Here is a 24984-nt window from a genome sequence, read left to right on the forward strand (position 1 = left end):
TAAGGTCGCTTTAAGGGTGCGCTTCCGAGGATGGGCCGGTCCGCTACTACGGAGGCCAGTGCCACGATGCGCCACAAACGAACGATGCGTCACAAGCGAAAGCTCATCCTCTCGACGGTCGTCGCAGCCGTCGTCGGGATTACCACCTGGATCGCGCTGCCTGCTTCGGCTGCCGCGCCCACTGTCACGGTGCGTACGGTCTCGGACTGGGGTTCGGGGTGGCAGGACGAGGTGACCATCAAGAACACCGGTGGCGGCATGACGTCGTGGAAGGTCGAGTTCGACCTGCCGGCCGGCGCGCGGATCGGCAGCTTCTGGGACGCCGACCTGGCCGTCAGCGGCAACCACCTGACGTTCACCAACCGGCCCTGGAACGGCGCGGTGCCGGCGGGGGCGAGCGTTACCTTCGGCTTCGTCGGCTCGGGTGGCCAGCCGAGCAACTGCAAGCTCAACGGCGCCGCCTGCGCGGGCGGAGATAGCTCCATAAATCCGGATAAAACGGGTGACGGGTTCGAGGTGCCGGGCAGCGGGCCGGGCAATGCGCCGGGCAGCGCGTCGGGCAATGCGCCGGGCAGCGGGCCGGGCAACACCTCGACGAACCCGCCGACACAAACCCCGACGACGGCGCCCGCCAAGCCGGAGGAGGCGACGAGCGTCCCACCCGCCGGCAGCATCCTCCCGGTGAAGGTCAGCAACGAGACCGGCCGCGGCGAGAACGTCTTCCTCTACCTGCTCGGCACGAATCTGACGACCGGCAAGCTCGGCTACGTCGACGCGAACGGCACGTTCACCGCCTGGACCGGTGGCGGCCCGGTGCCCGTACCGGCCCCGGACGTCTCGATTCCCGGCCCGGCCAACGGCTCCAGCGTCACGGTCAAGATGCCGAAGAACCTCTCCGGCCGCCTCTACATGTCGTTCGGGCAGAAGCTCGACTTCCGGCTGACCACCGACGGCCTGGTGCAGCCCGCGCCGTGGGCCGGCGGCGACCCCAACCGTGACATCCTGTTCGACTGGAGCGAGTTCACGCTCAACGACTCCGGGCTGTTCATCAACAGCTCGCAGGTGGACATGTTCGCGGTGCCGCACGCGATCAGCGTGACCGGCGGCGACGGCAAGACTCTCAAGACCGGCGAGGTCAAGCCGGACGGCCGTCAGCGGGTCATCGACGCCATCAAGGCCGCGCCCGACTTCGCCCGGAGCGTGGTGACCCGGGCCGACGGCACGGTGCTGCGGGTGCTGGCCCCGGGCAAGGCGGCCGACGCCGGTCTGATGAGCCCGACCTACCTCGACGCGTACATCACCAAGTCGTGGAACACGTACACCGGCAGGAACCTGACCGTGGCGCCGTTCAGCGACCGGCCGGACACGAAGTTCTTCGGCCGCACCTCGGGCAACGTCATGAACTTCACCGACACCAGCGGCAGGACGGTGGCCTCGTTCACCAAGCCGTCGACCGCGAACGTGTGGGGTTGCGACGGGGCTCTCGGCGCGCCGAACGACCTGGTCGTGGGCCCGATCGCCCGTACGCTGTGTGCCGCGCTGACCCGGAACACGCTGGACCGGTTCGATGTGCAGCCCAGCGGCACGGCGGCCGACTTCTACAAGGGCGAGACGCCCAACGTGTACGGCAAGGTCATCCACGACAACATGGTCGACGGCCGGGCGTACGCGTTCGCCTTCGACGACGTGCAGGCCCAGGAGTCGCTCGTGCACAGCGGCGACCCGCGCCTGGCGGGGATCACATTGACCCGCTTCTAGGGCGGCATCGACCGGCCTTCCAACCGAACTCGCCGGTAACAAACGCGTCCGCGATTGGATACAGTGCGCGGATGCCTGATACGGGAGCGCCGGCCGGGCCGCAGCGGGAGGGGACCGCGCGGTGGCCGGCGTTCCTCGTCCACGGCGTGCTCGCGACCGCCGTTCTGGCCTGTCTGGGCACGGCCGCCGTGCAGGTCTTCGGCGGCGACACGTCGTCCGGCCCGGTCGGGAGCTTCGTCCCGGTCCAGCCGAGCGCGTCGGCTCAGCCCGGCAAGACCCCCAAGGCAAGTTCCCTGCCCGTACGGGGTTCCGACGATCTCGGCCGAGTGTGTGAGGGCTGGTTCTATCCCGATTCGCCCCGCTACTCCGGCCGGGGCCCGCATCGGATCGCCATCGGCGTACGGGGTCAGGAGCCGTTCTATCGCGTTAAGGCGGCCGTCGACGTCCCCCACACCGTGAAGCGCGCGGTCCGCGAGGCCTGGATGCCCGATGACGCCACCGAGGCCGAGCTGGTCGCGTGCGTGACCTTGGCCCGTACGGGGGCTCAGGTCACGACGTGCGGCAAGGCCGCCCTCAAGCGTGGCGTCTACGTGCTCGCGCTCCACGAGGTCGCCACCGGCCGCAGACTGCTGCGGCGCGAGGTGAACGGCGATGTGCTCCGGTGCCCGAACGTGATCCCGCTGGGCGCCGGAGACACGATCCCCACGACAGTCTCCGACGGCTTCCTTTATTCGGTGCTGGACAGGTACGTCACCAGGAAGTTGACCGTCTCGCGCAGGTAGTCGGCCCGCGACGAGCGGTTGAGCAGCTCGTGCCCCTCGCCGGGGAACAGCAGGTAGCGGTGGGGGAGGCCACGCCCGGCCAGGGCGGCGACCACTTGTTCGGCCTCGATGACGGGCACGTTGCTGTCGTTCTCGCCGTGCACGATCATCAGCGGGGTCCGCAGGCGGTCGATCCGGGTGATCGGGGAGAGGTCGGCCAGCAGCTCGCTGTCGGTCACCGGGTCGCCGTACTTGCTGACCGCGGCGGCGGCGATCCACGGCTCGGTGTGCTCGTAGAACGTGGCGAAGTTGGACATCCCGCAGACGTCGATGCCGACCGCGAACATGTCCGGGAAGGTGGTCAGGGCGGCCAGCGTGAGGTAACCCCCGTACGACCGACCCATGATGCCCAATCGCGAAATATCGGAAATGTTCGAGCCGGTCAGGTGGCGAACGCACGAGCGCACGTCCTCGATCGCGGCATACCGCAGCGCCAGGTTGTCGGCGTTGACGAACGAGCGGCCGAACCCGGAGGACCCCCGTACGTTGGGCGCGAAAACGGCGATGCCCCGGTCCACCAGCGACTGGAAGAGCGGCCCGTGCCCCGGCCTCTCCTGCGCCTCCGGCCCGCCGTGGAACCACAGCACGGTCGGGAAAGGCCCCTCCCCGTCCGGGCGGAACAGCCAGCCGGTCAGCTCCAGCCCGTCGTGCGCCGGGAACGTCTCCAGCGTGGGCTGCACCGCGCCGGGCGCCGGCGGCTCGGCCGACACCGGCACCACCCCGGCCTCCGCCGACGACACCCACACCCCGTGCGGCTGCCCCGGCCCCTCGGCCGTGAAACCGAGCGTCGACCCGTCGAAGGACCAGGCCGGCCCGCTGATCACCAGGCCCGGCTGCGGGCTCAGCGGACGCCGGGCCCCCGTGTCGAGGTCGAGCAGCGAGACCGACGAGAGCCCGCCGCGCACGTTCCACAACACCGCCGCCGTACGCCCGTCCGCCGTGATCGTGAACGACTCGACCTCGTCGGTCCCGGAGGAGGCCAGCACCTCGACGCCGCCCTTGGCCACCCGGATCAGCACCGGCAGCTCGCCCGACTCGCTGCGGGCGTACACGGTCTCGCCGTCGGGCCCGAAGACCGCCTGCTCGCCCGCCGTGACGAACTCGTCGACGCCGGTCAGCAGGTCGCGCACCACGATGTGCCGGTCGCCGCGCGGGCCGATCCGCAGCAGAGCCCGGGTGCGGTCGGGCGAGACGTCGAGCAGCGAGATCAGCGTGCCCGTGGCCACGACCGACCGGGTGTTGCCGACCGGATCGATCAGCAGCGCCGTGGTCAGGTTCTCGGTCAGCGCGAGCAGCGACCGGCCGGGCAGCCAGCGCGGGTTGTCGGCCGTGTCGGCGCCGAAGCCGGCCACCTGGTGCAGTTCGGAGCCGTCCGGGCGGACCAGCCACATCTCGTGGCGCGGGGCGCCGCCCGGAGCGACCAGGCAGGCCAGCCAGCCGCCGCCGGTCGACCACTGCACGCTCGCGACCGGGGCCTCGCCGGTGTCGACGAGGAACGTCAGGTCGCTGCCGACCGGCTGAACCCACACCTGCGGCCTGCCGCTGCGGTCGGAGACGTACGCCATGTGCCGTCCGTCCGGTGACAGCGCCGGCGACCAGCTGCCCGAGACCTCGGAGGGAAAGGAGCCCGTCGCTATGTTCGTCCAGCCGATCGGCAGAACGGTGACGTCGACTCGGTTGAGCTGACCGGTCATACGGGTCCTCCCTCGGTTGTCTAGATTCCCTTGTCCTGCAACCACATCTCCAGCAGGGCGAGCTGCCACAGCTGATTGGCGCCGAGCGTGGTGCGCGGCGTGTTCGGGTCGGCCAGCAGGGCCTCGACGTACTCCTGCCGGAACAACCCGCGGTCTCGCGCGGCCTGAGCGCCGAGCGCGTCGCGGACCTTGTCGAGCATGGCCCCTTCCAGATGCCGGATACCCGGAACCGGGAAGTAACCCTTGGTGCGATCGATCACCTCATCGGGCACGACCCCGCGGGCCGCCTCCTTGAGAACCCCCTTGCCCCCGTGCGCCAGTTTCAGAGCCGGCGGGCAGGCCGCGGCCAGTTCCACCAACTCGTGATCGAGGAACGGTACGCGAGCCTCGAGGCCCCACGCCATAGTCATGTTGTCGACCCGCTTGACCGGATCGTCGACCAGCATGACCTGGGAGTCGAGCCGCAATGCCGCGTCCACAGCGGTCTCGGCGCCGGGCCGGCCGAAGCTCGCGGCGACGAATTCCCGGCTCACGTCCGCCTCGACCAGCCACTCGGGGTTGAGCTGCTGGGCCAGGCGGCTGTGCGGGCGGTCGAAGAACTCCTTCGCGTACGCGTCCACGGCCTCGGCAAGGGGCACGTGCTCGAGTGGCGGGTACCAGCTGTAGCCGGCCAGGATCTCGTCCGCGCCCTGCCCCGATTGTACGACCTTGACCGACTTGGACACGTCCTCGCTGAGAAGGTTGAACGCGATGCAGTCGTGCGACACCATCGGCTCGCTCATCGCCGCCACCGTACGGTCGACGGCCGGGAGGAACCTGTCCCGGCCGATCCGGATCTGGCGGTGCGTGGTGTCGAACTGTTTGGCCACGATGTCCGAATAGGCGAACTCGTCGCCCTGTTCCCCGCCGCCCGCTTCGAACCCGATGCTGAACGTGGTGAGCCCGCGCTGCCCCTGCTCGGCCAGCAACGCCACGATGTAGCTGGAGTCGATGCCGCCCGAGAGCAGCACGCCCACCGGCACGTCGGCCACCATGCGCCGCTCGACCGCGAGCGCGAGCTTCTCGTGGATCAGCGCGGGCCACTCGGCGTCCGGGATGTCGGGCCGGCGGGTGTGCGACGCCTCCCAGTACGTACGCTCGGTCGACGTGCCGTCGGTGCGGATGATCCGTACGGTCGCCGGCGGCAGTTTCCGGACGCCGGTCAGGATCGTCCGCGGGGCGGGCACGACGGAGTGGAACGTCATGTAGTGCTGCAGCGCGACCTTGTCGATCGACGTGTCGACGTCCCCGGCGTCCAGCAGCGCGGGCAGCGTCGAGGCGAAGCGCAGGCGGCCCGGCGTCTCGGCCAGATAGAGCGGCTTGATGCCGAGGCGGTCCCGGGCCAGCATGACCGTGCCGGTGCCGTGCTCGACGATCACGAACGCGAACATGCCGAGGAAGCGCTGCACGCAGTCGGCGCCCCAGCGGTGGTACGCCTTCAGGATGACCTCGGTGTCGGAGGTGGAGAAGAACGTGTAGCCGTGCCCCCGCAACTCCTCGCGCAGCTGCTTGTAGTTGTAGATGCAGCCGTTGAACACCAGGGAGAGGCCCAGCTGCTCGTCGGTCATCGGCTGCTGGCCGGCCTCCGACAAGTCGATGATCTTGAGGCGCCGGTGGCCGAGCGCAACCGGGCCCCGCGCCCAGAGGCCCTCACCGTCCGGACCGCGCGACTCGAGGCACGGCAACATCCGGCGCACGGCTTCGGAATCCGCCAGCTGTCCGTCGTACCGCAGTTCGCCCGCGATTCCGCACATAGTTGATGAACCTCCCTGTCGTCGGTTTCGAACGGGTGACGGCGTCGTAACGCCGCGATCACCCCAGCAACCAGGTGTCCTTCGAGCCACCGCCCCGCGACGAGTTGACGATCATCGAGCCGGCCGGGGCGACCCGGGTCAGCGCGGCCGGGGCCACCACCGACTCGGCGCCGGTGAAGACGAAGGCGCGCAGGTCGACGTGCCGGGGCGCGAGCTGGTGACCGTCGAAGACCGGGTGCGTCGAGAGCTGCACCACCTCCTGCGCGACCCACCGGTGCGGGGCGGTGCGGATCTGCCGGCGTACGGCGGAAAGGTCCTCCTCGGTCGCATGGGGGCCGATCACGATGCGGTCGCCCCCGTAGCCGTCGACCGGCTTGCACACCAGCTGGTCGAGCCGGTCGAGCACCTCGGCGCGCTGGTCGGGCAGGCCGCACAGGTACGTCGGCACATCGGCCAGCAGCGGCTTCTCGCCCAGGTAGTACTCGATCAGCTTGGGCACGTACGCGTACACGGCCTTGTCGTCGCCGATCCCGTTGCCCAGCGCGTTGGCCAGCACCACCGTGTCGGCGTGCAGCGCGTTGATCAGGCTGGGGCCGAGCGGCATACCGTCCGCGCCGGGGGAGTGCACCAGGCTGTCCTCGCCCATCCGCAAATAGATCACGTCGACCGGGTGGCGCTTGCCGTCGCGCAGCCGGAACACCCGGGCGTCGTCGACGAAGAGCTCGGTGCTGCGGACGACGGGCACCCCCATCTCCTCGGCCAGCATCCGGTGCTCGAACCAGGCCGAGTCGTCCGGGCCCTGGCTCAGCACCACGATCCGCGGGTCGTCGCCGGCCGACGGGCGCGCCGACTCGGTGAGCGCGCGCAGCAGCATCTCGGGCGTGCGCTCGACCGAGATCAGGTTGTCCGGCAGCGGCAGCTCGGGCAGCACCGCGTGGGTCAGGCGGCGGTTCTGCATGGCGTACGCGATCCCGGACGGCACCCGCAGGTTGTCCTCGAGCACACACCACTTGCCGTCGGCGTTGCGCACCAGGTCGACCCCGGCCACCTGTGCCCGCACACCCGCATGCTCGACCAGGGCGCCGCTGGGCCGCAGCTCGGGCGAGCCGTCGATCACCCACTCGGGCATGATCCCGTCCTGGACCACCTGCCGCTCGCCGTAGACGTCCTGGATGAACAGGTCGAGCGCACGCACCCGCTGCACCAGGCCGACCCGCAGGCCCGCCCAGTCCGAGGCCGGCACCAGACGCGGCACCAGGTCGAACGGGAACAGGCGGGTGGCGGCCTCGCCGGCCACGCTGAACGTGATGCCCCGCTGGCGCTGCTCGTCGTCCCGGGCGTCCTCGCGACGCCGCAGACCGGCCGAGCCCAGCGCCGTCAGGACATTCAAGATTCCCGCGTACGCCGCGTCGACGTCACCGCCGGGGAAAGCCTCGTCGCCCGTGCGTGCGTACGGGAAAAGCCCCGCCGGGACCGACTGGCCCTCGGGCCCGATCCCGGTCGCGCCGCCCCGCGTGTCCGCCACCAGCAGGTCGACCACATCGGAGATCCGCCCCCGGCGGGACAGGGCCCGGCGCTGCCGCATGGCCGAACTGCCCCGGCTGAGGGCCCGCACCGACAGGTCGAACACCTGTTCCCAGTCGCCCAGCTCCTCCAGCTGCGGGCGCAGATCGCCGACCAGCCGCTCGACAGCGACCGGAGCGGGTACCGGCCCGGGCTCGCGGCGCACCAGGTCGAGCAGCTCCCCCTCGAGCCCCGACCGCGCGGCCCGCCACATCGCGGCGCGGTGCAGCGGCGGCTTCGTCGGCGTGAAGGGGCGCCCGGCGCGGTAGTCCTGCTGGGCGCGGAGCACGAGACCCCGGAACAGACCGGCCAGCAGCACCACCGTGTCGACGTCCGCGCTGGAGTCGGTGACGCGCAGCTCCACCGTGGGCACATGAGCCGACGGGCGTACGTCGAAATAGACCATCTTCGGGTCGGTGATGGTGCCCGAGGCCAGCAGGTCGGCCACCAGCTCGTCGTAGTCGGCGGCGCTGTTCAGCACACCCGGGTCACCCGAGGTCGGCCATCGCATCCACACCAGCGAACGGACGCTGGCATACCCCGAGTCCTCACCCATCCAGTACGGGGAACTCGTGCTCAGCGCGAGCAGGGTGGGCAGCGCCGACGCGACCCGCTGCGTGACGGCGACCGCCTCGTCCCGGTCGGGGACGCCGACGTGCACCTGCGCGCCACAGATCAGCTGTTCGCGGGCGAGCAGCTGATAGTCGTCGAGCATCCGCCGGTAGCGCGAGGTGGGCGTCACAGGGAGTGACTCCAGGTCGACCAGCGGGACGGTGCCCGCGGCGACCAGGCCCAGGCCCAGCGACTCGGCGACGGTGATGGCCGTACGCCGCCGCTCGACGATCGCGTCGCGCAGCCCGTCCAGCGTGGTGGCGACCGGGGTGTTGGTCTCGACCACCGAGCGGTGCAGCTCGGCCGAGAAGTGCTCGGGGTTGAGCTGGTCCAGGACGTCCTGCGCGCGAGGGACAAGTTCCCTGGTCACGAGGTCGACGACGTGCAGCTCCTCCTCGACGCCGAGGTCCAGCGCCTGGCCCTCGACGTCGTTTTCAGGCGTGACGCTCAGGGACTCCGTCATGGGACCGCCTCTCCTATGGCCCGAACTGTTGCCTGGTCGGAGCCTTGCCATCACATGTGCCGATCCTGTTCCGTGCCCGTTTCCAGCTCGCGGCATGCATGACCGGGCCTTATTCACGATCGCCTCGGCCCGCCGCGCCGCTCGCCCGGGGCGTCCCGGCGGGCCGTCGCCCTCAGCTTCGCGCACACCCTGTAACCTCGGGCCGGACTCTCACCGGAGGTAGTTTGATGAGCAATGTCGTCGTGGTGACCGGATCCGCCGGCCTGATCGGCTCCGAGTCGGTGAGGCACTTCGCCGGCCTCGGCATGGACGTCGTCGGCATCGACAATGACATGCGCAGCTACTTCTTCGGCAAGGACGGCTCCACCCGGTGGAACCTGGACCGCCTCACCAAGGAGGTCGGCGACCGGTACACCCACCACGAGATCGACATCCGCGACCGGGACGGCCTGGCCGCCCTGTTCGCCAAGCTCGGCAAGAACATCGGCCTGGTCATCCATGCCGCGGCCCAGCCCTCGCACGACTGGGCGGCCAAGGAGCCGTTCACCGACTTCGACGTCAACGCGGTCGGCACGCTCAACATGCTCGAGGCGGCGCGCGCCCACTCGCCCAGCGCCCCGTTCATCTTCACGTCGACCAACAAGGTGTACGGCGACACCCCCAACCGGCTCCCGCTGATCGAGCACGAGACGCGGTACGAGCTGCCCGCCGACCACCAGTGGTACGCCGGGATCGACGAGGAGATGTCGATCGACCAGACCCTGCACTCGGTGTTCGGCGCCTCCAAGGTCGCCGCCGACGTGCTGGTGCAGGAGTACGGCCGCTACTTCGACATGCCCACGGCCGTGTTCCGCGGCGGCACGCTGACCGGCCCCGGCCACTCGGCCGCCGAACTGCACGGCTTCCTGGCGTACGTGATGCGCTGCGTCATGGAACAGCGGCTTTACCACATTTACGGCTACAAGGGCAAAATGGTGCGCGACGCCATTCACTCGCACGACCTGGTGTCGGCGTTCGAGGCCTTCTACCGCGCCCCCCGCATCGCCGAGGTCTACAACATGGGCGGCGGCCGCTTCTCCAACTGCAGCCACATCGAGGCCTTCCAGATCGCCTCCGAGATCACCGGCCTCGAAGCCCGCACCGACTACGTGGACCAGGCCCGCACCGGCGACCACCAGTGGTGGATCAGCAGCACGGCCCGTTTCGAGCAGCACTACCCGGACTGGAAACTGACCTACGACGTCCCCGCCATCCTGCGCGAGATGTACGAGGCCAACCAGGACGTCTGGAAGCCCTGATGACCCGGTCTGGCCCACTGCGGCTCATCGGCTGGCACTCTGGTCCTATGGCGGGAGTGGGTCAAGCCTCCGCACCCGCGGAGGCAGCTTCGACGGTCTGACGGCCGAACAACGAGCCTTGTGCCGCGACCACCCGCAAGGGATCCGCCGAGGGCGATGACGATCAACGCCCGGGCCCGGGCCCGGACCCGGATCGGTTGGGTGGTGTTTCAGCCTGCCCAACTTTCACGCGCCTTGGCCCTTGCCGGGTCGGCTGGGAGTGGGCGGTTAGTTGGCTGTGGCTTGGCTGAGGGCGGTGGCGTCGTAACAGCCGGTTAACCCACCCTCGGTAGATTTCCGGCATGTCCGTCTTTAAGGCTTTGAGGCATGACGTTCCGGCGTCGATCGTGGTGTTCTTGATCGCGATCCCGCTCTCGCTCGGCATCGCCGCGGCTTCGGGGGCGCCGCTGATGGCGGGGCTCATGGCGGCGGTCGTCGGGGGCGTGGTCGTGGGACTGCTGGGTGGCGCGCCGCTGCAGGTCAGCGGGCCGGCGGCGGGCCTCACGGTGATCGTGGCCGGCACCATCCACGCGTACGGGTTCGCCGCCACCGCCGCCATCGTGGCGCTCGCCGGGGGTGTGCAGATCCTGCTGGGGCTGGCCCGCCTCGGCCGCGCCGCGCTTGCCCTGTCGCCCGCGGTGGTGCACGGCATGCTCGCCGGCATCGGGCTTGTCATCGCGCTCAGCCAGGTGCACGTGCTGCTCGGCGGCGACGCCCAGAGCGAGGCCTGGAAGAACCTGCGTGACCTGCCCGCCCAGATGGCCGGCCAGCACAGCCACTCGACGCTGCTCGGGGTGCTGACCATCGGCGTACTGCTGCTCTGGCCCCGCCTGGTGAAGACCTCGCTGCTGCCCGCCGCCCTGGCCGCGGTCGTGATCGCCACCGCCACGGCCGCTGTGCTCGGGTCGGACGCGAAACGGGTCGACCTGCCCGAGGCGCCGCTGGCCGAGCTCACCTTCCCGCAGTGGCCGGACGCCGGACCGGGCCGGATCGCCCTCGCGGTGCTGGCCATCGCCCTGGTCGCCAGCATCGAGTCGCTGCTCTCCGCGGTGGCCGTCGACCGCCTGCACGACGGACCCCGCGCCGACCTCAACCGGGAACTGGTCGCCCAGGGCGCGGCGAACACGACCTCGGGCCTGCTCGGTGGCCTGCCGATCACCGGTGTCATCGTCCGCAGCTCGACCAACGTGGCCGCGGGAGCCCGTACGCGAATGTCGACGATCTTGCATGGCGTGTGGATCGCGCTGTTCGTGCTGGCGTGCGCGCCGCTGCTCGAGATGATCCCGATGGCGGCCCTCGCGGCGGTGCTGGTCGTGGTCGGGTTGCGGCTGATCAGCCTGGCTCAGATCCGCACGTACGCACGGCATCGCGAACTTCCCACGTACGTGATCACAGCCTTGGGGGTTGTGGCGACCGATCTGCTGACCGGGGTCGGGGTGGGGCTGGCCGCGGCCGTGCTGATGATGCTGTGGCGGCTGGTCCGGTGCGACATCCGGGTGGAGCGCGCGGAGGAGACCCGCGTGACGATCAGCGGCACGCTCGCCTTCGTGGGTTCGGGGCGGGTGGCGCGGGTGCTGGCGGCGCTCCCGGTGGGCGAGAGGGTGACCGTCGAGCTCAACCTCGACTACCTGGACCATGGGGCCTTCCAGGCGATCGAGGACTGGCGGGAGGCGTACGAGAAATCGGGTGGGACCGTCACCGTGCACGAGACACACGGCGGGTGGTTCCAGCGCGCGACGGACGGACGGCTGGGCGAGGGCAAGACCGCGCCGCCGCGCCGGTTCGGGTCGTGGACGCAGTGGCAGCACCTCGACCGCCAGCGGCGCGACGCCATGGAAGCGGGCATCCGGGAGTTCGAGCGCAGCGTGGCGCCCCTGGTGCGGCCGCATCTGGCCGGGCTGGCGCGCGACGGTCAGCAGCCCGAGCAGCTGTTCATCACGTGCGCCGACTCCCGGCTGGTGCCCAACCTGATCACCACCAGTGGGCCCGGGGACCTTTTCTGCGTACGCAACGTCGGCAACATCGTTCCCCCGTACGGCTCGGGCGACGACTCGGTCGGGGCGAGCATCGAGTTCGCGGTCAACGTGCTGAAGGTCCGCACGATCACGGTCTGCGGCCACTCCGGCTGCGGCGCGGTGCAGGCGTTGCGCAACGGCGCCGCCGGCGGTTCGCTGGGCGCGTGGCTCCGGCAGTCGGGCGCCGACTTCTCCGACTGCGCCGACGAGGAACACTGCGTCACCGCCAACGTCGCCCAGCAGCTGCTCAACCTGCGGACGTACCCCGTGGTACGCGACGCCGAGGCCGCCGGGCGGCTGACGCTGACCGGGCTCTACTTCGACCTGACCGAGGCCCGCATGTACGCCGTCTGCCCGGACCGCCGGGTGCGGGAGCCGGTGACCTAAGACCGCCTCGCCAGCAGGTCGGCCAGTGAGGTGGCCGGGTGGCCGGTCAGGTCTTCGACGGCGGTGCTGACGTGGGCCAGTTCCCCGGCGGCGATCGCGGTGTAGGTGCTGACCCACGCCTCGACCTGCCAGTCCGGAGCTCCGTAGGACGACCGGGACGCGTACGCCTCGGGGACGCTCTCGTTGTGGAAGCGCACCGGCCGCCCGGTGGACGTGCTGATCGTCTCGGCCACCTCGGCCAGGGTCAGCGCCGCCGGCCCGGTCAGGTCGTACGTGCGGCCCGCATGGGCCTCGGGTGCTTGGAGCACGGCCGTGATCGCGTCGGCGATGTCGTCCTGAGCCACTACGGCGGCGCGTCCGTCGCCGACCGGGCCGCGGATCACGCCGTCGTCCCCGACCAGGAACGGCAGAAAGTCGGCGTACAGGTTGTCGCGCAGGAAGGTGAACGCCGGCCCGCTGTCGCGAACGTGCTGCTCGGTCGCCCAGTGATCGCGGGCGAGGGTGAACGTGGCGTCGGGCGAGGCGCCCACGAACGACGTGTAGACGAGGTGCCCGACCCCCGCGGCCACCGCCGCGTCAACGAAGCCGCGATGCACGTCGACCCGGTCCGGGCTCTCGGACGCCGAAACCATGAGCACGGTGTCGGCCCCCTCCAGCGCCCGCGCGACAGCGTCGGTGTCCCGATAGTCCGCCACGGCAAGCTCGGCCCCTCCGATGTCGGGCGCCCGTCCCGCATCCCGCACCAGCAGGCGCATCGGCCCGGTCATTCGCCGCGCCACCCGTCCGCCGAGGTGCCCGGTCGCCCCCGAAATCACGATCAAACCCATTTCCCCTTTGTACGCCACCCCGCCCGCCCCCGATCCGGCGAGTGTCGTTCCTGGCCTGTCCGAGCCGCGCGTGTATCACCACCCCGCCCGTCCCCGGTCCCCACGAATGCCGTCACACCTCACCCCGAAGTCCGGCGAGTCTCGCGACCCTCCGTTTCGTCGTCGGGCTTGGCGGCCCTCACCCGGGAGATCGGCGAGTTTCGCAACCCCTGTCTTGTCGCCGGGCGTGCCACCCCGATCGCTGTCGTCCGATTGGCCGAACGTTCCCGGCAAGCAGCGGACGCGCGGGCATTGCCGACTCACCGCCCGTCGGGAAGCCACATACTCCATGTGTCGGATTTGTCGTCCAAAGTCGGTATGAGGGCCCCGATGCTGTCGGGGCAGGTTGAAGGGTGGAGATGAGCGTCTTTCGCCACTGTCTGTTCGTGGTCCTGTCGTTGACGGCCGTTGCCGCTGGGGTTTCTCCGCCCGCCGTCCACTCGGCGGCCGCAAAGCCGAAGGACACGATCCCCGGGTCGGGCACCTATCTCGTGGGCAAGGACTTCAACGCCGGTGTCTACCGGTCGGTCGGCAACAGCTCGTGTTACTGGGAACGGGCATCCGACGCCGGCGGCTCGTTGAACAGCATCATCGCCAACGACATCGGCAGCGGCCAGCGGCTGGTCTACGTGAAGCCGGCCGACAAGGTCTTCAAATCCAGCGGCTGCACCACCTGGAAGCGGGTCACCGCCGCGGCCATGAGCGCCACCTCGGCGAAGACCACGATCCCCGGCAGCGGCGTCTATTTCGTCGGCTCCGACTTCCGGCCGGGCACCTACCGTTCCACCGGCAACACCGACTACTGCTATTGGGAGCGGGCCCGCTCGGCCGACGGCCAGTCCGCCAGCACCATCAGCAACGAATTCGCCAAGGGCCAGCTGGTTGTCACCATTACGCCCGGCGGCATCTTCCAGAGCAGCGGCTGCCAACCCTGGAACCGCGTCAGCTGACCGGCGGCGAGCCCATCTCCGTGCGTACCGTGTAAAGCTCGGGAGACTCAGATGTTCGCGAGTGATCCGTCGGTGAGGATCGGCCCCCAGTACGCCCACCGCCCGTCATCGCGTACGAACCGGCTCCTTTCCACCAGGTCGCCGGGCTTGCCGTGATCGCGGTAGTGCGCGCGGAACTCGACGACGCCCTCGGTGTCGAACAAACCTCCACCTGTCGACTCGATGATCTCGAGCCCCACCCAGCGCAGCTGCGGGTCGGGTTCGATCCGCGCGGGCCTGGTCTTCGGATGCCAGCTGCTGAGCACGTACGCGTCGTCATCGAGCGCGAAGGCCGAATAGCGCGACCGCATCAACGCCTCAGCCGTCGCCGGCGGCTCCCCGTGGTGGGCCGGCCCGCAACATTCCTCGTACGCCAGCCCACGCCCACAGGGACAGTTCTTGGTCTTCTGCGCCATGCGTCCCATGGTGTCAGCCCGTCCCTAGCTCGTTGACGATCGCCTCCCACGATCGCACGTCCTCCCGCCCCGGTTGAGCCAGTTGCGGGTCGTCGTCATCGGCCGGCTGCCGCGCGGCCCGTGCCGCCTCGGCCCAGGCCTCGATGTGCGTGGGGCTTCGCATGGCCTCGACAACGTCGTTCGTAACGTGCCCGCTCGCGATTCGGCAGGCTCCCGAGACCGAGCGATCGTCACGTTCCTTCGTTCGGTGCTTCGGCTTCGGCGAGATGAAGCGCGATGCAAGCCGATGTTCGGCGGTTCTCAGCGCACAGCGACGGCTTACTCGGTTCAGTGCCGGCTTGACGTGTACGGGGCGCAACATTCTGGAAATGCGAGGCCGTCAGGATGACGTACGGGATGACAGAGGCTGCAAGCGTCAACGTGCCGGACGGGGCTGGGCTGCAAGTGGCGGTTCGAAATTTGCAAGATTCTGCTCTAGGATTGCTGGGTGACTAAGCGTCTGGCCGAGGTGGCCAAGAAAGCCGGCGTCAGCGAGGCGACCGTCAGCCGCGTGCTCAACGGGCGCAGCGGCGTCAGCGAGGCGACCCGCGCCTCGGTGCTGACCGCGCTCGATGTGCTGGGCTATGAACGGCCGACCAAGCTGCGCGGGGAACGCGGCCGGCTCGTCGGGCTCGTCCTGCCCGAGCTGCAAAATCCGATCTTCCCGGCGCTGGCCGAGGTGGTGACCGCCTCGCTCGCGCAGCGGGGGTTCACGCCTCTGCTCGCCGCGCGCACGATCGGCGGGGTGCCCGAGCGTGACTACATCGAGATGCTGCTCGACCATCAGGTCTCGGGGGTCGTGTTCGCCGGCGGGTCCTATGCGCTGGCCGACGCCGAGCACGGGCATTACCGGGCGCTGACCGATCGTCGCATGCCGGTTGTCATGGTCAATGCGGGCGTCGCTGACCTGGGGTTTCCGCACATCTCGACAGATGACGCGGTGGCTGTCGAGCAGGCGTACGGGCATCTGCGGTCGCTCGGGCACGAACGCGTCGGCATGGTCATGGGGCCGGAGGATCACGTGCCGTCGCGGCGCAAACTGGCCGCTCTGGAGGGCAAGGATTTCCTGGTCGAGCGCACGAACTTCTCGATGGAGAGCGCCCGGCTGGCCGCCGCGAAGCTGATCGAGCGCGGGGTGACCGGCATGATCTGCGCGTCCGATGTGCTCGCGCTGGGGTCGATCCGGGCCGCGCGCCGGCTGGGGCTCGACGTCCCGTCCGACATCTCGGTGGTCGGCTTCGACGACTCGGCGCTGATGACCTGCACCGACCCGCCGCTGACGACGGTGCGGCAGCCGATCGAGATGATGGGTCAGGCCGCCGTCGACCTTCTCGTCAACCAGATCGAGGGCGGTGGCGTCGAGCCGGACGAACTTCTTTTCGAGCCGGAGCTGGTGGTGCGCGGGTCGACCGCGCCGGCCCCGCAGCGGGGCTGACCAGGAAGTTTCTTTACTGAAGGGCGGGCCTGCGGGCCCGCCCTTTGCCGTGCTCGGGTCAAGAGCGGGAAGTCGAGTTTTTTCTTCCTTCAGTCGTCTTCTTGCGGAGAGTCGTTGGACTTTGTATCGTCACCTCCACGAAACATGACGAGAGACCCACGTCACAAAACACGCAATTCCAGCGATGGCCATGGATAGAACCGATCCCGAAGGGATGGACAGATGTCCGTACCGCAGTACCGCAGGGCGGCGGCGCTTGCGCTCGCGGCCGGCCTGGGGATCAGCCTGGCGGCGTGCTCCACCAAGAGCAGCGACGACTCCGGGACTGACGCCAGTGGCAAGGTCACCATCACCGTCGACTGCCAGCCGGTCGGCGCGCAGAAGGAACTGCTCGCGAACTGGAACGCCGATGTCGCGGAGTTCGAGAAGCAGAACCCCGACATCACCATCAAGAGCGTCAGCGTCGGCGAGCAGTGCAACAACCCGCCCGACTTCACCGCCCGGCTGGCCGGCGGCACGATGACCGACGTCTTCTACGGCTACATGACCGACCTGCAGCAGGTGCTCGACTCCGGTCAGGCGGCCGACATCACCGCGGCGGTCAGCAAGGACACCATCCCGACCTGGGACAGCGTAGACCCGGCGCTCAAGGAGGTCTTCACCGACGAGGGCAAGCTGTACGCCATCCCGGTCAAGAACTACTCGATGGGCCTGGTCTACAACAAGGCCCTGTTCTCCAAGGCGGGCCTGGACGCGGAGAACCCGCCCAAGACCTGGGCCGAGGTCCGTACGGCGGCCAAGAAGATCGCCGGGCTGGGCGGTGGCGTCGCCGGATTCTCCGAGTACAGCGCGGGCAACACCGGCGGCTGGCACTTCACCGCCGAGCTCTACTCGCAGGGCGGCCGGGTCCTCAGCGAGGACGGCAAGAAGGCCGCCTTCAACGACGCCGCCGGCAAGCAGGTGCTGCAGAACCTCAAGGACATGCGGTACGGCGACAACAGCATGGGCAGCCGCCAGCTGTTGCAGTGGGGCGACCTGCTGACCAACGCCGGTGCGGGCAAGGTCGGCATGTTCATCGGCGCGCCCGACGCCACCCAGGCGATCGTCAGCCAGTTCCAGGGCAAGTACTCCGACTGGGCGATGGGCCCGATGCCCGGTCAGGACGGCCCGGCCAAGGGCACGCTCGGCGGCGGCGAGGGCTACTTCTTCAAGAAGGGCCTGTCCGACGCCCAGATCAAGGCCGGCCTGAAGTGGATCGCCTACCAGAAGCTCACGCCGGGCAAGGGCCAGCTCGACTACGTACGGGCCAAGCCGCAGAACTACCCGGTCGGCCTGCCGCAGCCGCTGCTGTTCGCCAACGGCACCGAGGCGCAGAAGCAGGAGCTCGAGCTGCGCAAGGCCAACGCGAACGTGGACACGGCCAACTTCAAGGTGTTCGAGGACAACCCGGTGCAGATCGTCGGGGAGCCGCGCAACGCCCAGGCCATCTACGCGGTGCTCGACTCGGCGATGTCGGGGGTGCTGACCAACCCCGACGCGAACATCGACGCGCTGCTCAAGACGGCCGAGGAGAAGGTCAACCAGCTCCAGGCCGCCGGTAGCTGACCCGTAGGGCGCGGGAGCCGGACGTCCGGCTCCCGCGCTGTCAGAAGGAGTTCGTTTTGGCGATCATGACCGCCTCGGGTGTCACCAGGACGGCGCCGCCGGCCCCGGTGAAAGCCAGAGGCAAGGCCGCTCGTCGATGGAAGGACAACCTCACCGGGCACGCGTTCCTGATCGGGGCGGTCCTCTGCTTCGCCCTGTTCATGTGGTTCCCGATGATCCGCGGCATCGTGATGAGCTTCCAGCGCACGCGGCGCGGCGAGACCACCTGGGTCGGCTGGGACAACTACACCCGGATCGTCGCCGACCCCAGCTTCTGGATCGCCTGGAAGAACACGTTCCTCTTCACGATCCTGGCGCTCGTGCTGGGGTACGCGTTGCCGTTCTTCGTGGCGATCCTGCTCAACGAGTTCCGGCACGCCAAGGGCTACCTGCGGGTACTGGTCTACCTGCCGGTGATGCTGCCGCCGGCCTCGGCGCTGTTCCTCTTCAAGTACTACGCGTACGACCCCAGCGAGGCCGGCCTGTTCAACGCGATCCTCAAGGCGTTGCACCTGCCCACGTCGGAGTGGATGCAGTCGCCGACCATGACCATCCCGGCCATGGTGATCGCCTCGACCTGGATGAACATGGGCAGCGCGGTGCTGATCTATCTGGCGTCGCTGCAGAACATCCCGGGCGAGTTGTACGAGGCGGCCGAGCTGGACGGCGCGGGAGTGTGGCGCCGGATCTGGAACGTGACGATCCCGCAGACCCGGCTCATCCTCGCGTTGCTGGCCATGCTGCAGATCGTCGCGACCATGCAGCTGTTCATCGAGCCGCTCATCCTGGCCAACGGCGCCGGTACGCAGGACTCGGCAACCTCGGTGGCCTACCTCATCTATCAGCACGGCTTCTTCCAGAATGACCTGAACGGCGCCGCCGCGCTGGGCGTGATCATGCTCGTCGTGCTGGCCGCGTTCTCCGCCGTCTACGTGCGACTGACGACGAAACAGGACTGAGACGATGACCCGAACCCTGATCTCACAGGCGCAACTCCGCCGGGGCCGCAGCCGGTTCCTTTACTGGTCCCTGCTCGGCGTCGTGGTGGCCGGGTTCACGCTCGTGTTCCTCGGGCCGCTCTACTGGATGGTCACCGGGGCGCTCAAGAGCGGGCAGGAGATCGCGCAGACCCCGCCGACGCTGTGGCCGCACGACCCGCAGCTGCAGAACTACGCCGACGCCTGGAACAACCTGGACCTGGCCAAGCTGATGTTCAACACGTTCTACTACGCGGCCGGCGCGGTCTTCTTCCAGCTCGTGTTCGACACCGCGGCGGCGTACGCGCTCTCGAAGCTGCGGCCCGTGTTCGGCAACGTGATCCTCGGGCTGATGCTGGCCACCCTGATGATCCCGGCCATGGTGCTGATCGTGCCGCAGTACGTGACGGCCATCGACCTGCCGATCGTGCACGTCAATTTGCTCGACTCGCCGTGGGCGATCTGGCTGCCGCTGGTGGCCAACGCGTTCAACATCTTCCTGCTCAAGCGGTTCTTCGACTCGATCCCGGAGGACCTGATCGCGGCGGCCCAGGTGGACGGCGCCTCGCCGCTGCGCACCCTGTGGTCGATCATTCTGCCGATGTCCCGGCCGATCCTCGGCGTGGTCTCGATCTTTGCGGTGACCGCGGTCTGGAAGGACTTCCTCTGGCCGAAGCTGGTGATGCCGTCACCGGAGACGCGCACGCTCAGTGTCGGCATCTACGCGTTCTCGGGCGGCACCCCGCAGAACGTCGTCATCGCGGCCTCGGTCATCGCCGCGATCCCCACGGTGATCATCTTTCTGCTCTTCCAGCGCAACATCATGTCCGGCCTGACGACCGGCAGCCTCAAGGGCTGACCAACCACACCATCCGGGCGGCGTTTCCCAGCGTCGTCAGACCCACTGTGCACAGAAAGCGGGTTTCCAGTGTCCGAAAAAGACTCCCAGTGGTGGCGCGACGCGGTGATCTACCAGGTCTATCCGCGCAGCTACGCCGACGCGAACGGCGACGGCGTGGGCGACATCGCGGGCATCCGGGCCCGGCTGGGACACCTGCGGGACCTGGGCGTCGACGCGATCTGGATGAGCCCGTGGTATCCGTCGCCGATGGCCGACGCCGGGTACGACGTGGCCGACTTCCGCGACATCGACCCTGTGTTCGGCTCGCTGGCCGAGGCCGAGGCGCTGATCGAGGAGGCGCACGCGGCGGGCATCCGGATGATCGTCGACATCGTCCCCAACCACATCTCCAGCGAGCACCCGTGGTTCAAAGCGGCGCTGGCCGGTCCCGACGCGCCCGAACGGGACTACTTCTGGTTCCGGCCGGGGCGCGGCGAGAACGGCGACGAGATGCCGACGGACTGGCGAGGGGAGTTCGGCGGCACCACCTGGACCCGTACGGGGGACGGGTCTTGGTATTTGCATTTGTTCACGCCCGAGCAGCCCGACCTGAACTGGGAACACCCTGACGTGCGGGCCGAGTTCGAGAGCATTCTGCGGTTCTGGTTCGACCGGGGGGTCGACGGCATCCGGATCGACTCGGCCGCGCTGCTGCTCAAGGACCCCGCGCTGCCCGAGGTGACCGAGGGCGAGCCCCATCCGTTCCACGACCTCGACGGCGTGCACGAGGTCTATCGGTCGTGGCGGCGAGTGGCCGACTCGTACGGGGGTGACCGCGCCCTGATCGGCGAGGTGTGGATGCCCGAGGTGGAGCGGTTCGCCAACTACCTGCGCCCCGACGAGCTGCACGCGGCGTTCAACTTCGACTTCCTCGGCTGCGCGTGGGACCCGCGGCTGATGCGTGAGTGCGTCGACCGTACGTTGCACGCGCACGCGGCCGTGGGAGCGCCGGCCACCTGGGTGCTGTCCAACCACGACGTCACCCGGCACGTCACGCGTTACGGCCGCGCGGACACCACGTTCAGCTTCGACAACAACCTCGACGGCACCCCGGTCGACCTCGAACTGGGCACCCGCCGGGCCCGCGCGGCCGCCCTGCTCTCGTTGTCGCTGCCCGGCGCCACCTACATCTATCAGGGCGAGGAGCTGGGGCTGTGGGAGAACGAGAACATCCCGCCCGAGCAGTTCCAGGACCCGATGTGGGGCCGGCGTGGGCACAGTCGCGACGGCTGCCGGGTGCCGCTGCCGTGGACCGGTGACGAGGCGCCGTTCGGCTTCACCACCGCCACCCCCTGGCTGCCCCAGCCCGCCGAGTGGAAGGACCGCACCGCCCAGGCCCAGACCGGCGACCCCAACTCGATGCTCGAGCTCTATCGGTCGGCGATCGCTTTACGCCGTACGGAATCTCTGGCCGGCTTCTCGTGGCTCGAGCTCGGCCGGGACGTGCTCGGATTCTGCCGCGGCCAGAGTTTCGCCTGCGTCGTCAACATGTCGGGCGCCCCCATCGCCCTGCCCGCCCACCGATCCGTGCTGCTCGCCAGTGGCCCCCTCGACGGTGACCGCCTCCCCGCGGACACCGCCGTCTGGTTGCGCATGCCCTCCTGAACTCTCACCACCTTTGTGAGCTCCCCGCTCCGTCCCCGAAGAAAGGTGCGTCCCCCATGTCCAGATGGAGAAGATCGCTAGCGGTCGCCGTGGCCGCCGGTGTCGTCGCCGCCCTCGTGCACGCCCCGGCGGCCCAAGCAGCCGGTCCGAACCTGGCCGCCGGCAAGACCTTCAGCGCCAGCAGCCACACCGACGTCTACCCGGCCGGCAACGCGGGTGACGGCAACGCCAGCACGTACTGGGAGAGCAGCAACAACGCGTTCCCGCAGTGGATCCAGGTCGACCTCGGCACCGCCCAGCAGGTCAACCAGGTCGTCCTCAAGCTGCCGCCGGCCACCGCCTGGGCCACCCGCACCCAGACGCTCAGCATTCAGGGCAGCACCGACGGCGGCTCGTACGCGACGCTCAAGGCGAGCGCGGGCTACCAGTTCAACCCGGCGAGCGGGAACACCGTGACCGTGGACTTCACCGCGGCCGGCGCCCGGTTCGTCAGGGTGAACATCACCGGCAACACGGGCTGGCCGGCCGGGCAGCTCTCCGAGGTCGAGGTCTACGGCCCCGTCTCGGGCGGCGACACGCAGGCGCCCAGCGTGCCCGGCAACCTGGCCCTCACCCAGCCGGGCGCCGACCAGATCCGGCTCACCTGGTCGGCGTCGACCGACAACGTCGGGGTCACCGGTTACGACGTCTTCGCCGACGGCGTGCTGCGGACCAGCGTCGCCGGGAACGTGCTGACGTACACCGACACCCAGCCGGCCACCGCAACCGTCACGTACCAGGTGCGGGCCAAGGACGCCGCCGGCAACACCTCGGCGCTGAGCAACGCGGTCACCCGTACGGGCACCGGGCAGCCCGGCAGCAATCTGGCGCTGGGCAAGCCGATCGAGGCGTCCTCGGTGGTGCACACGTTCGTGGCCACCAACGCGAACGACAACAACACCGCCACGTACTGGGAAGGCAGTGCCTACCCGGCGACGCTGACGGTGAAGCTGGGCGCCAACGCGGCGGTCTCGTCGGTCGTGGTCAAGCTCAACCCGGACAGCGCGTGGGGCCCGCGGCAGCAGACGTTCGCGATCCTCGGCCGTGACCAGGGCGCCACCGCCTACACCACGATCACCGGCCCGGCCTCGTACAGCTTCAGCCCGGCCACCGGCAACACGGTGACCATCCCGGTCAGCGCGACCACCGCCGACGTACGGCTTTCCTTCACCGCGAACACCGGCGCGCCGAGCGGGCAGGTGGCCGAGCTGCAGGTGATCGGCACCCCGGCCCCCAACCCGGACCTGACAGTCACCGGCACGACCGTTTCGCCGGCCGCCCCGGTCGAGACCGACACGATCACCCTCTCGGCCACCGTCCGTAACGCCGGCGGTCTGGCCAGCCCCGCGTCCGACGTCAACTTCTATCTGGGTACGACGAAGGTGGGCACCGCGAACGTGGCGGCGCTCGCGGCGGGCGCGTCGGCGACCGTCTCGGCGGGCATCGGCGCTCGCGACGCGGGCTCGTACTCCGTAGTGGCCAAGGTCGACGAGGCCGGCACGGTCATCGAGTCCAACGAGGCCAACAACTCGTTCACGTCGTCCCTGACCGTGACGCCGGTCAGCAGCTCCGATCTGGTCGCCTCGGCGGTCAGCTGGTCGCCGGGGAACCCGACGGCGGGCAACACGGTCACGTTCTCGGTGACGCTCAAGAACCAGGGCTCGGCCGCCTCGGCCGGAGGCGGGCACGGCGTCACGCTCACTGTGCTCAACGGCTCGTCGGTCGTGCGTACGCTGACCGGGTCGTGGACCGGCACGCTGGCCGCGGGCGCGTCCTCGCCGGCGATCACACTGGGCACCTGGACGGCGGCCAACGGGCGTTACACCGTACGGACGGTCATTGCCGGCGACGCCAACGAGCTGTCCGTGAAGCAGGCCAACAACACCAGCGAGAGGCCCTTCTTCGTCGGCCGTGGCGCGAACATGCCGTACGACATGTACGAGGCCGAGGACGGCACGATCGGCGGCGGCGCGGCGGTCGTCGGGCCCAACCGCACGATCGGCGACCTCGCCGGCGAGGCCTCGGGGCGCCGCGCGGTGACGCTCGACCAGACCGGGGCGTACGTGCAATGGACCACCCGGGCGGCGACCAACACGGTGGTGGCGCGGTTCTCCATCCCCGACGGCACCACCAGCTCGATCAACGTGTACGTCAACGGCACCCTCAACAAGACGCTGCCGCTGACCTCGAAGTACGCCTGGCTCTACGGCAACGAGGCGGCGCCGCAGAACTCGGGCACCGGGCCGCGGCACATCTACGACGAGTCTCATACCCTTCTCACCGGCTCTTTCCCGGCCGGTAGTGTCGTCAAGTTGCAGAAGGATTCCGGTAATTCGGGCAATATAGCGATCGACTTCATCAACACCGAGCAGGTTGCTCCGAAGGCCAATCCGGATGTTTCACGTTATGTCGTACCTTCCGGGTTCGACCAGCAGGCCGTGCAGGCCGCGCTGGACAGCGCCCGCCAGGACACGTCGAAGCTCGGCGTGTACCTGCCCGCCGGTGACTACCAGACGTCGTCGAAGTTCCAGGTGTACGGCAAGTCGGTGCGCGTCGTCGGGGCCGGCCCCTGGTACACCCGGTTCTTCACGCCGACGACGCAGACCGAGACGGACGCCGGGTTCCGGGCCGACAGCACCGCCAACGGCTCGACGTTCGCCGACTTCGCCTTCTTCGGCAACTACACGATCCGCATCGACGGGCCCGGCAAGGTGTTCGACCTTGCCAACGTCTCCGGGATCACGATCGACAACATCTGGACCGAGCACGTCGTGTGCCTCTACTGGGGCGCCAACACCGACAACATGGTGATCAAGAACAGCCGGATCCGGAACACGTTCGCCGACGGGGTCAACATGACCAACGGCAGCACCGGCAACCTCGTCGACAACAACGACGCCCGAGCCACCGGCGACGACAGCTTCGCGCTGTTCTCGGCGATCGACGCGGGCGGGGCCGACGAGATCAACAACGTCTACTCCAACCTGACCTCCACGCTGACCTGGCGGGCCGCGGGCATCGCCGTCTACGGCGGGTACGCCAACACGTTCAAGAACATCTACATCGCCGACACCCTCGTCTACTCGGGCATCACGATCAGCTCGCTGGACTTCGGCTACCCGATGAACGGGTTCGGCGCCGACCCGCCGACGGTCTTCGACAACATCTCGATCGTGCGGGCCGGCGGCCACTTCTGGGGCGCGCAGACCTTCCCCGCGATCTGGATGTTCAGCGCGTCGAAGGTGTTCCAGGGAATCCGGGTCTCGAACGTCGACATCATCGACCCGACCTACTCCGGAATCATGTTCCAGACGCAGTACGACGCCGGCGGCCGGCCGGTGAACCCGATCACTGACAGCGTGTTCACCAACGTCACCATCAGCGGGGCCCGCAAGAGCGGCGACCAGTTCGACGCCAAGAGCGGCTTCGGCATCTGGGCCAACCCGATGCCCGAGGCCGGGCAGGGACCCGCGGTCGGGTCGGCGACCTTCACCAACCTGCAGTTCAGCAACAACTTCAGGGACATCGAGAACACGACGTCCACCTTCACGATCATCAGGAACTAGGTTTTCCGGGGCCCGCGTCACGTACGCGGGCCCCTTCCTGGTGGCGTTCGCGTAGATTCCCCCT

Annotated in this window: 17 protein-coding genes; 11 read left to right on the plus strand and 6 right to left on the minus strand. The window is 69.1% G+C overall.

Annotation, left to right across the window (positions count from 1 at the left end):
- Positions 1 to 84 precede the first annotated feature (84 nt).
- Entirely contained in the window at positions 85 to 1758 is a 1674-nt protein-coding gene (locus C8E87_RS24205) for a beta-1,3-glucanase family protein (RefSeq protein WP_239079909.1), read from the plus strand.
- Positions 1759 to 1829: 71 nt separating this feature from the next.
- Positions 1830 to 2540, plus strand: coding sequence for a hypothetical protein (locus C8E87_RS24210; protein WP_133875207.1), 711 nt, complete (start codon positions 1830 to 1832; stop codon positions 2538 to 2540).
- Here C8E87_RS24210 and C8E87_RS24215 read toward each other — a convergent pair.
- The 3 genes from C8E87_RS24215 to C8E87_RS24225 are packed head-to-tail and all read right to left on the minus strand — an operon-like array spanning position 2486 to position 8704.
- Positions 2486 to 4273 (minus strand): S9 family peptidase, encoded by a 1788-nt coding sequence (locus C8E87_RS24215; RefSeq protein ID WP_133875208.1) that lies wholly within the window; start codon positions 4271 to 4273, stop codon positions 2486 to 2488. The genes C8E87_RS24210 and C8E87_RS24215 overlap by 55 nt on opposite strands.
- Positions 4274 to 4293: 20 nt before the next feature.
- A complete protein-coding gene (locus C8E87_RS24220; protein ID WP_133875209.1) occupies positions 4294 to 6066 on the minus strand; it encodes an N-acetylglutaminylglutamine amidotransferase in 1773 nt (590 codons plus the stop codon).
- 58 nt (positions 6067 to 6124) lie between these two features.
- On the minus strand, positions 6125 to 8704 hold the full coding sequence (locus C8E87_RS24225; protein ID WP_133875210.1) for a carboxylate--amine ligase/circularly permuted type 2 ATP-grasp protein: 2580 nt from the start codon (positions 8702 to 8704) through the stop codon (positions 6125 to 6127).
- Positions 8705 to 8931: 227 nt separating this feature from the next.
- Between C8E87_RS24225 and C8E87_RS24230 the strand changes: the two genes are divergently transcribed.
- Both C8E87_RS24230 and C8E87_RS24235 read left to right on the plus strand, forming a co-directional pair.
- Positions 8932 to 10002 carry an NAD-dependent epimerase/dehydratase family protein gene (locus C8E87_RS24230; protein ID WP_133875211.1) on the plus strand — a complete coding sequence of 357 codons (1071 nt, stop codon included), beginning with the start codon at positions 8932 to 8934 and terminating at the stop codon, positions 10000 to 10002.
- A 341-nt stretch (positions 10003 to 10343) separates the two neighbouring features.
- Complete coding sequence (locus C8E87_RS24235) at positions 10344 to 12443, plus strand: SulP family inorganic anion transporter (RefSeq protein ID WP_133875212.1); 2100 nt, start codon at positions 10344 to 10346, stop codon at positions 12441 to 12443.
- On the opposite strand, the gene C8E87_RS24240 is transcribed toward C8E87_RS24235, so the two are convergent.
- Positions 12440 to 13270 carry an SDR family oxidoreductase gene (locus tag C8E87_RS24240; RefSeq protein WP_133875213.1) on the minus strand — a complete coding sequence of 277 codons (831 nt, stop codon included), beginning with the start codon at positions 13268 to 13270 and terminating at the stop codon, positions 12440 to 12442. The two genes, C8E87_RS24235 and C8E87_RS24240, sit on opposite strands and share 4 nt — an antisense overlap.
- A 398-nt stretch (positions 13271 to 13668) precedes the next feature.
- Here C8E87_RS24240 and C8E87_RS24245 point away from each other — a divergent pair, with 398 nt between their 5' ends.
- Positions 13669 to 14259 carry an Rv1352/Rv1906c domain-containing protein gene (locus tag C8E87_RS24245; RefSeq protein WP_133875214.1) on the plus strand — a complete coding sequence of 197 codons (591 nt, stop codon included), beginning with the start codon at positions 13669 to 13671 and terminating at the stop codon, positions 14257 to 14259.
- A 47-nt stretch (positions 14260 to 14306) separates the two neighbouring features.
- Here the strand turns inward: C8E87_RS24245 and C8E87_RS24250 are convergent, their stop codons facing one another.
- Entirely contained in the window at positions 14307 to 14714 is a 408-nt protein-coding gene (locus C8E87_RS24250) for a YchJ family protein (protein WP_438866109.1), read from the minus strand.
- A gap of 13 nt (positions 14715 to 14727) precedes the next feature.
- Positions 14728 to 14877 carry a hypothetical protein gene (locus C8E87_RS43800; RefSeq protein ID WP_166661225.1) on the minus strand — a complete coding sequence of 50 codons (150 nt, stop codon included), beginning with the start codon at positions 14875 to 14877 and terminating at the stop codon, positions 14728 to 14730.
- A 324-nt stretch (positions 14878 to 15201) separates the two neighbouring features.
- Between C8E87_RS43800 and C8E87_RS24255 the strand changes: the two genes are divergently transcribed.
- The 6 genes from C8E87_RS24255 (at position 15202) to C8E87_RS24280 (ending at position 24920) form a co-directional block, all read left to right on the plus strand.
- Positions 15202 to 16188: a LacI family DNA-binding transcriptional regulator gene (locus tag C8E87_RS24255; RefSeq protein ID WP_133875216.1), complete on the plus strand. Its 987-nt coding sequence runs from the start codon at positions 15202 to 15204 to the stop codon at positions 16186 to 16188.
- A gap of 222 nt (positions 16189 to 16410) precedes the next feature.
- On the plus strand, positions 16411 to 17793 hold the full coding sequence (locus tag C8E87_RS24260) for an ABC transporter substrate-binding protein (protein ID WP_133875217.1): 1383 nt from the start codon (positions 16411 to 16413) through the stop codon (positions 17791 to 17793).
- Between the two features lie 56 nt (positions 17794 to 17849).
- On the plus strand, positions 17850 to 18791 hold the full coding sequence (locus tag C8E87_RS24265) for a carbohydrate ABC transporter permease (protein WP_438866110.1): 942 nt from the start codon (positions 17850 to 17852) through the stop codon (positions 18789 to 18791).
- Positions 18792 to 18795: 4 nt separating this feature from the next.
- Positions 18796 to 19668 carry a carbohydrate ABC transporter permease gene (locus tag C8E87_RS24270; RefSeq protein WP_133875218.1) on the plus strand — a complete coding sequence of 291 codons (873 nt, stop codon included), beginning with the start codon at positions 18796 to 18798 and terminating at the stop codon, positions 19666 to 19668.
- A 69-nt stretch (positions 19669 to 19737) separates the two neighbouring features.
- Positions 19738 to 21315 (plus strand): glycoside hydrolase family 13 protein, encoded by a 1578-nt coding sequence (locus C8E87_RS24275; protein WP_133875219.1) that lies wholly within the window; start codon positions 19738 to 19740, stop codon positions 21313 to 21315.
- 56 nt (positions 21316 to 21371) lie between these two features.
- Entirely contained in the window at positions 21372 to 24920 is a 3549-nt protein-coding gene (locus tag C8E87_RS24280) for a galactose-binding domain-containing protein (RefSeq protein ID WP_133875220.1), read from the plus strand.
- The last annotated feature ends 64 nt before the right edge of the window (positions 24921 to 24984 follow it).

Source organism: Paractinoplanes brasiliensis (genome assembly GCF_004362215.1).
GTDB classification, from domain to species: Bacteria; Actinomycetota; Actinomycetes; order Mycobacteriales; family Micromonosporaceae; genus Actinoplanes; species Actinoplanes brasiliensis.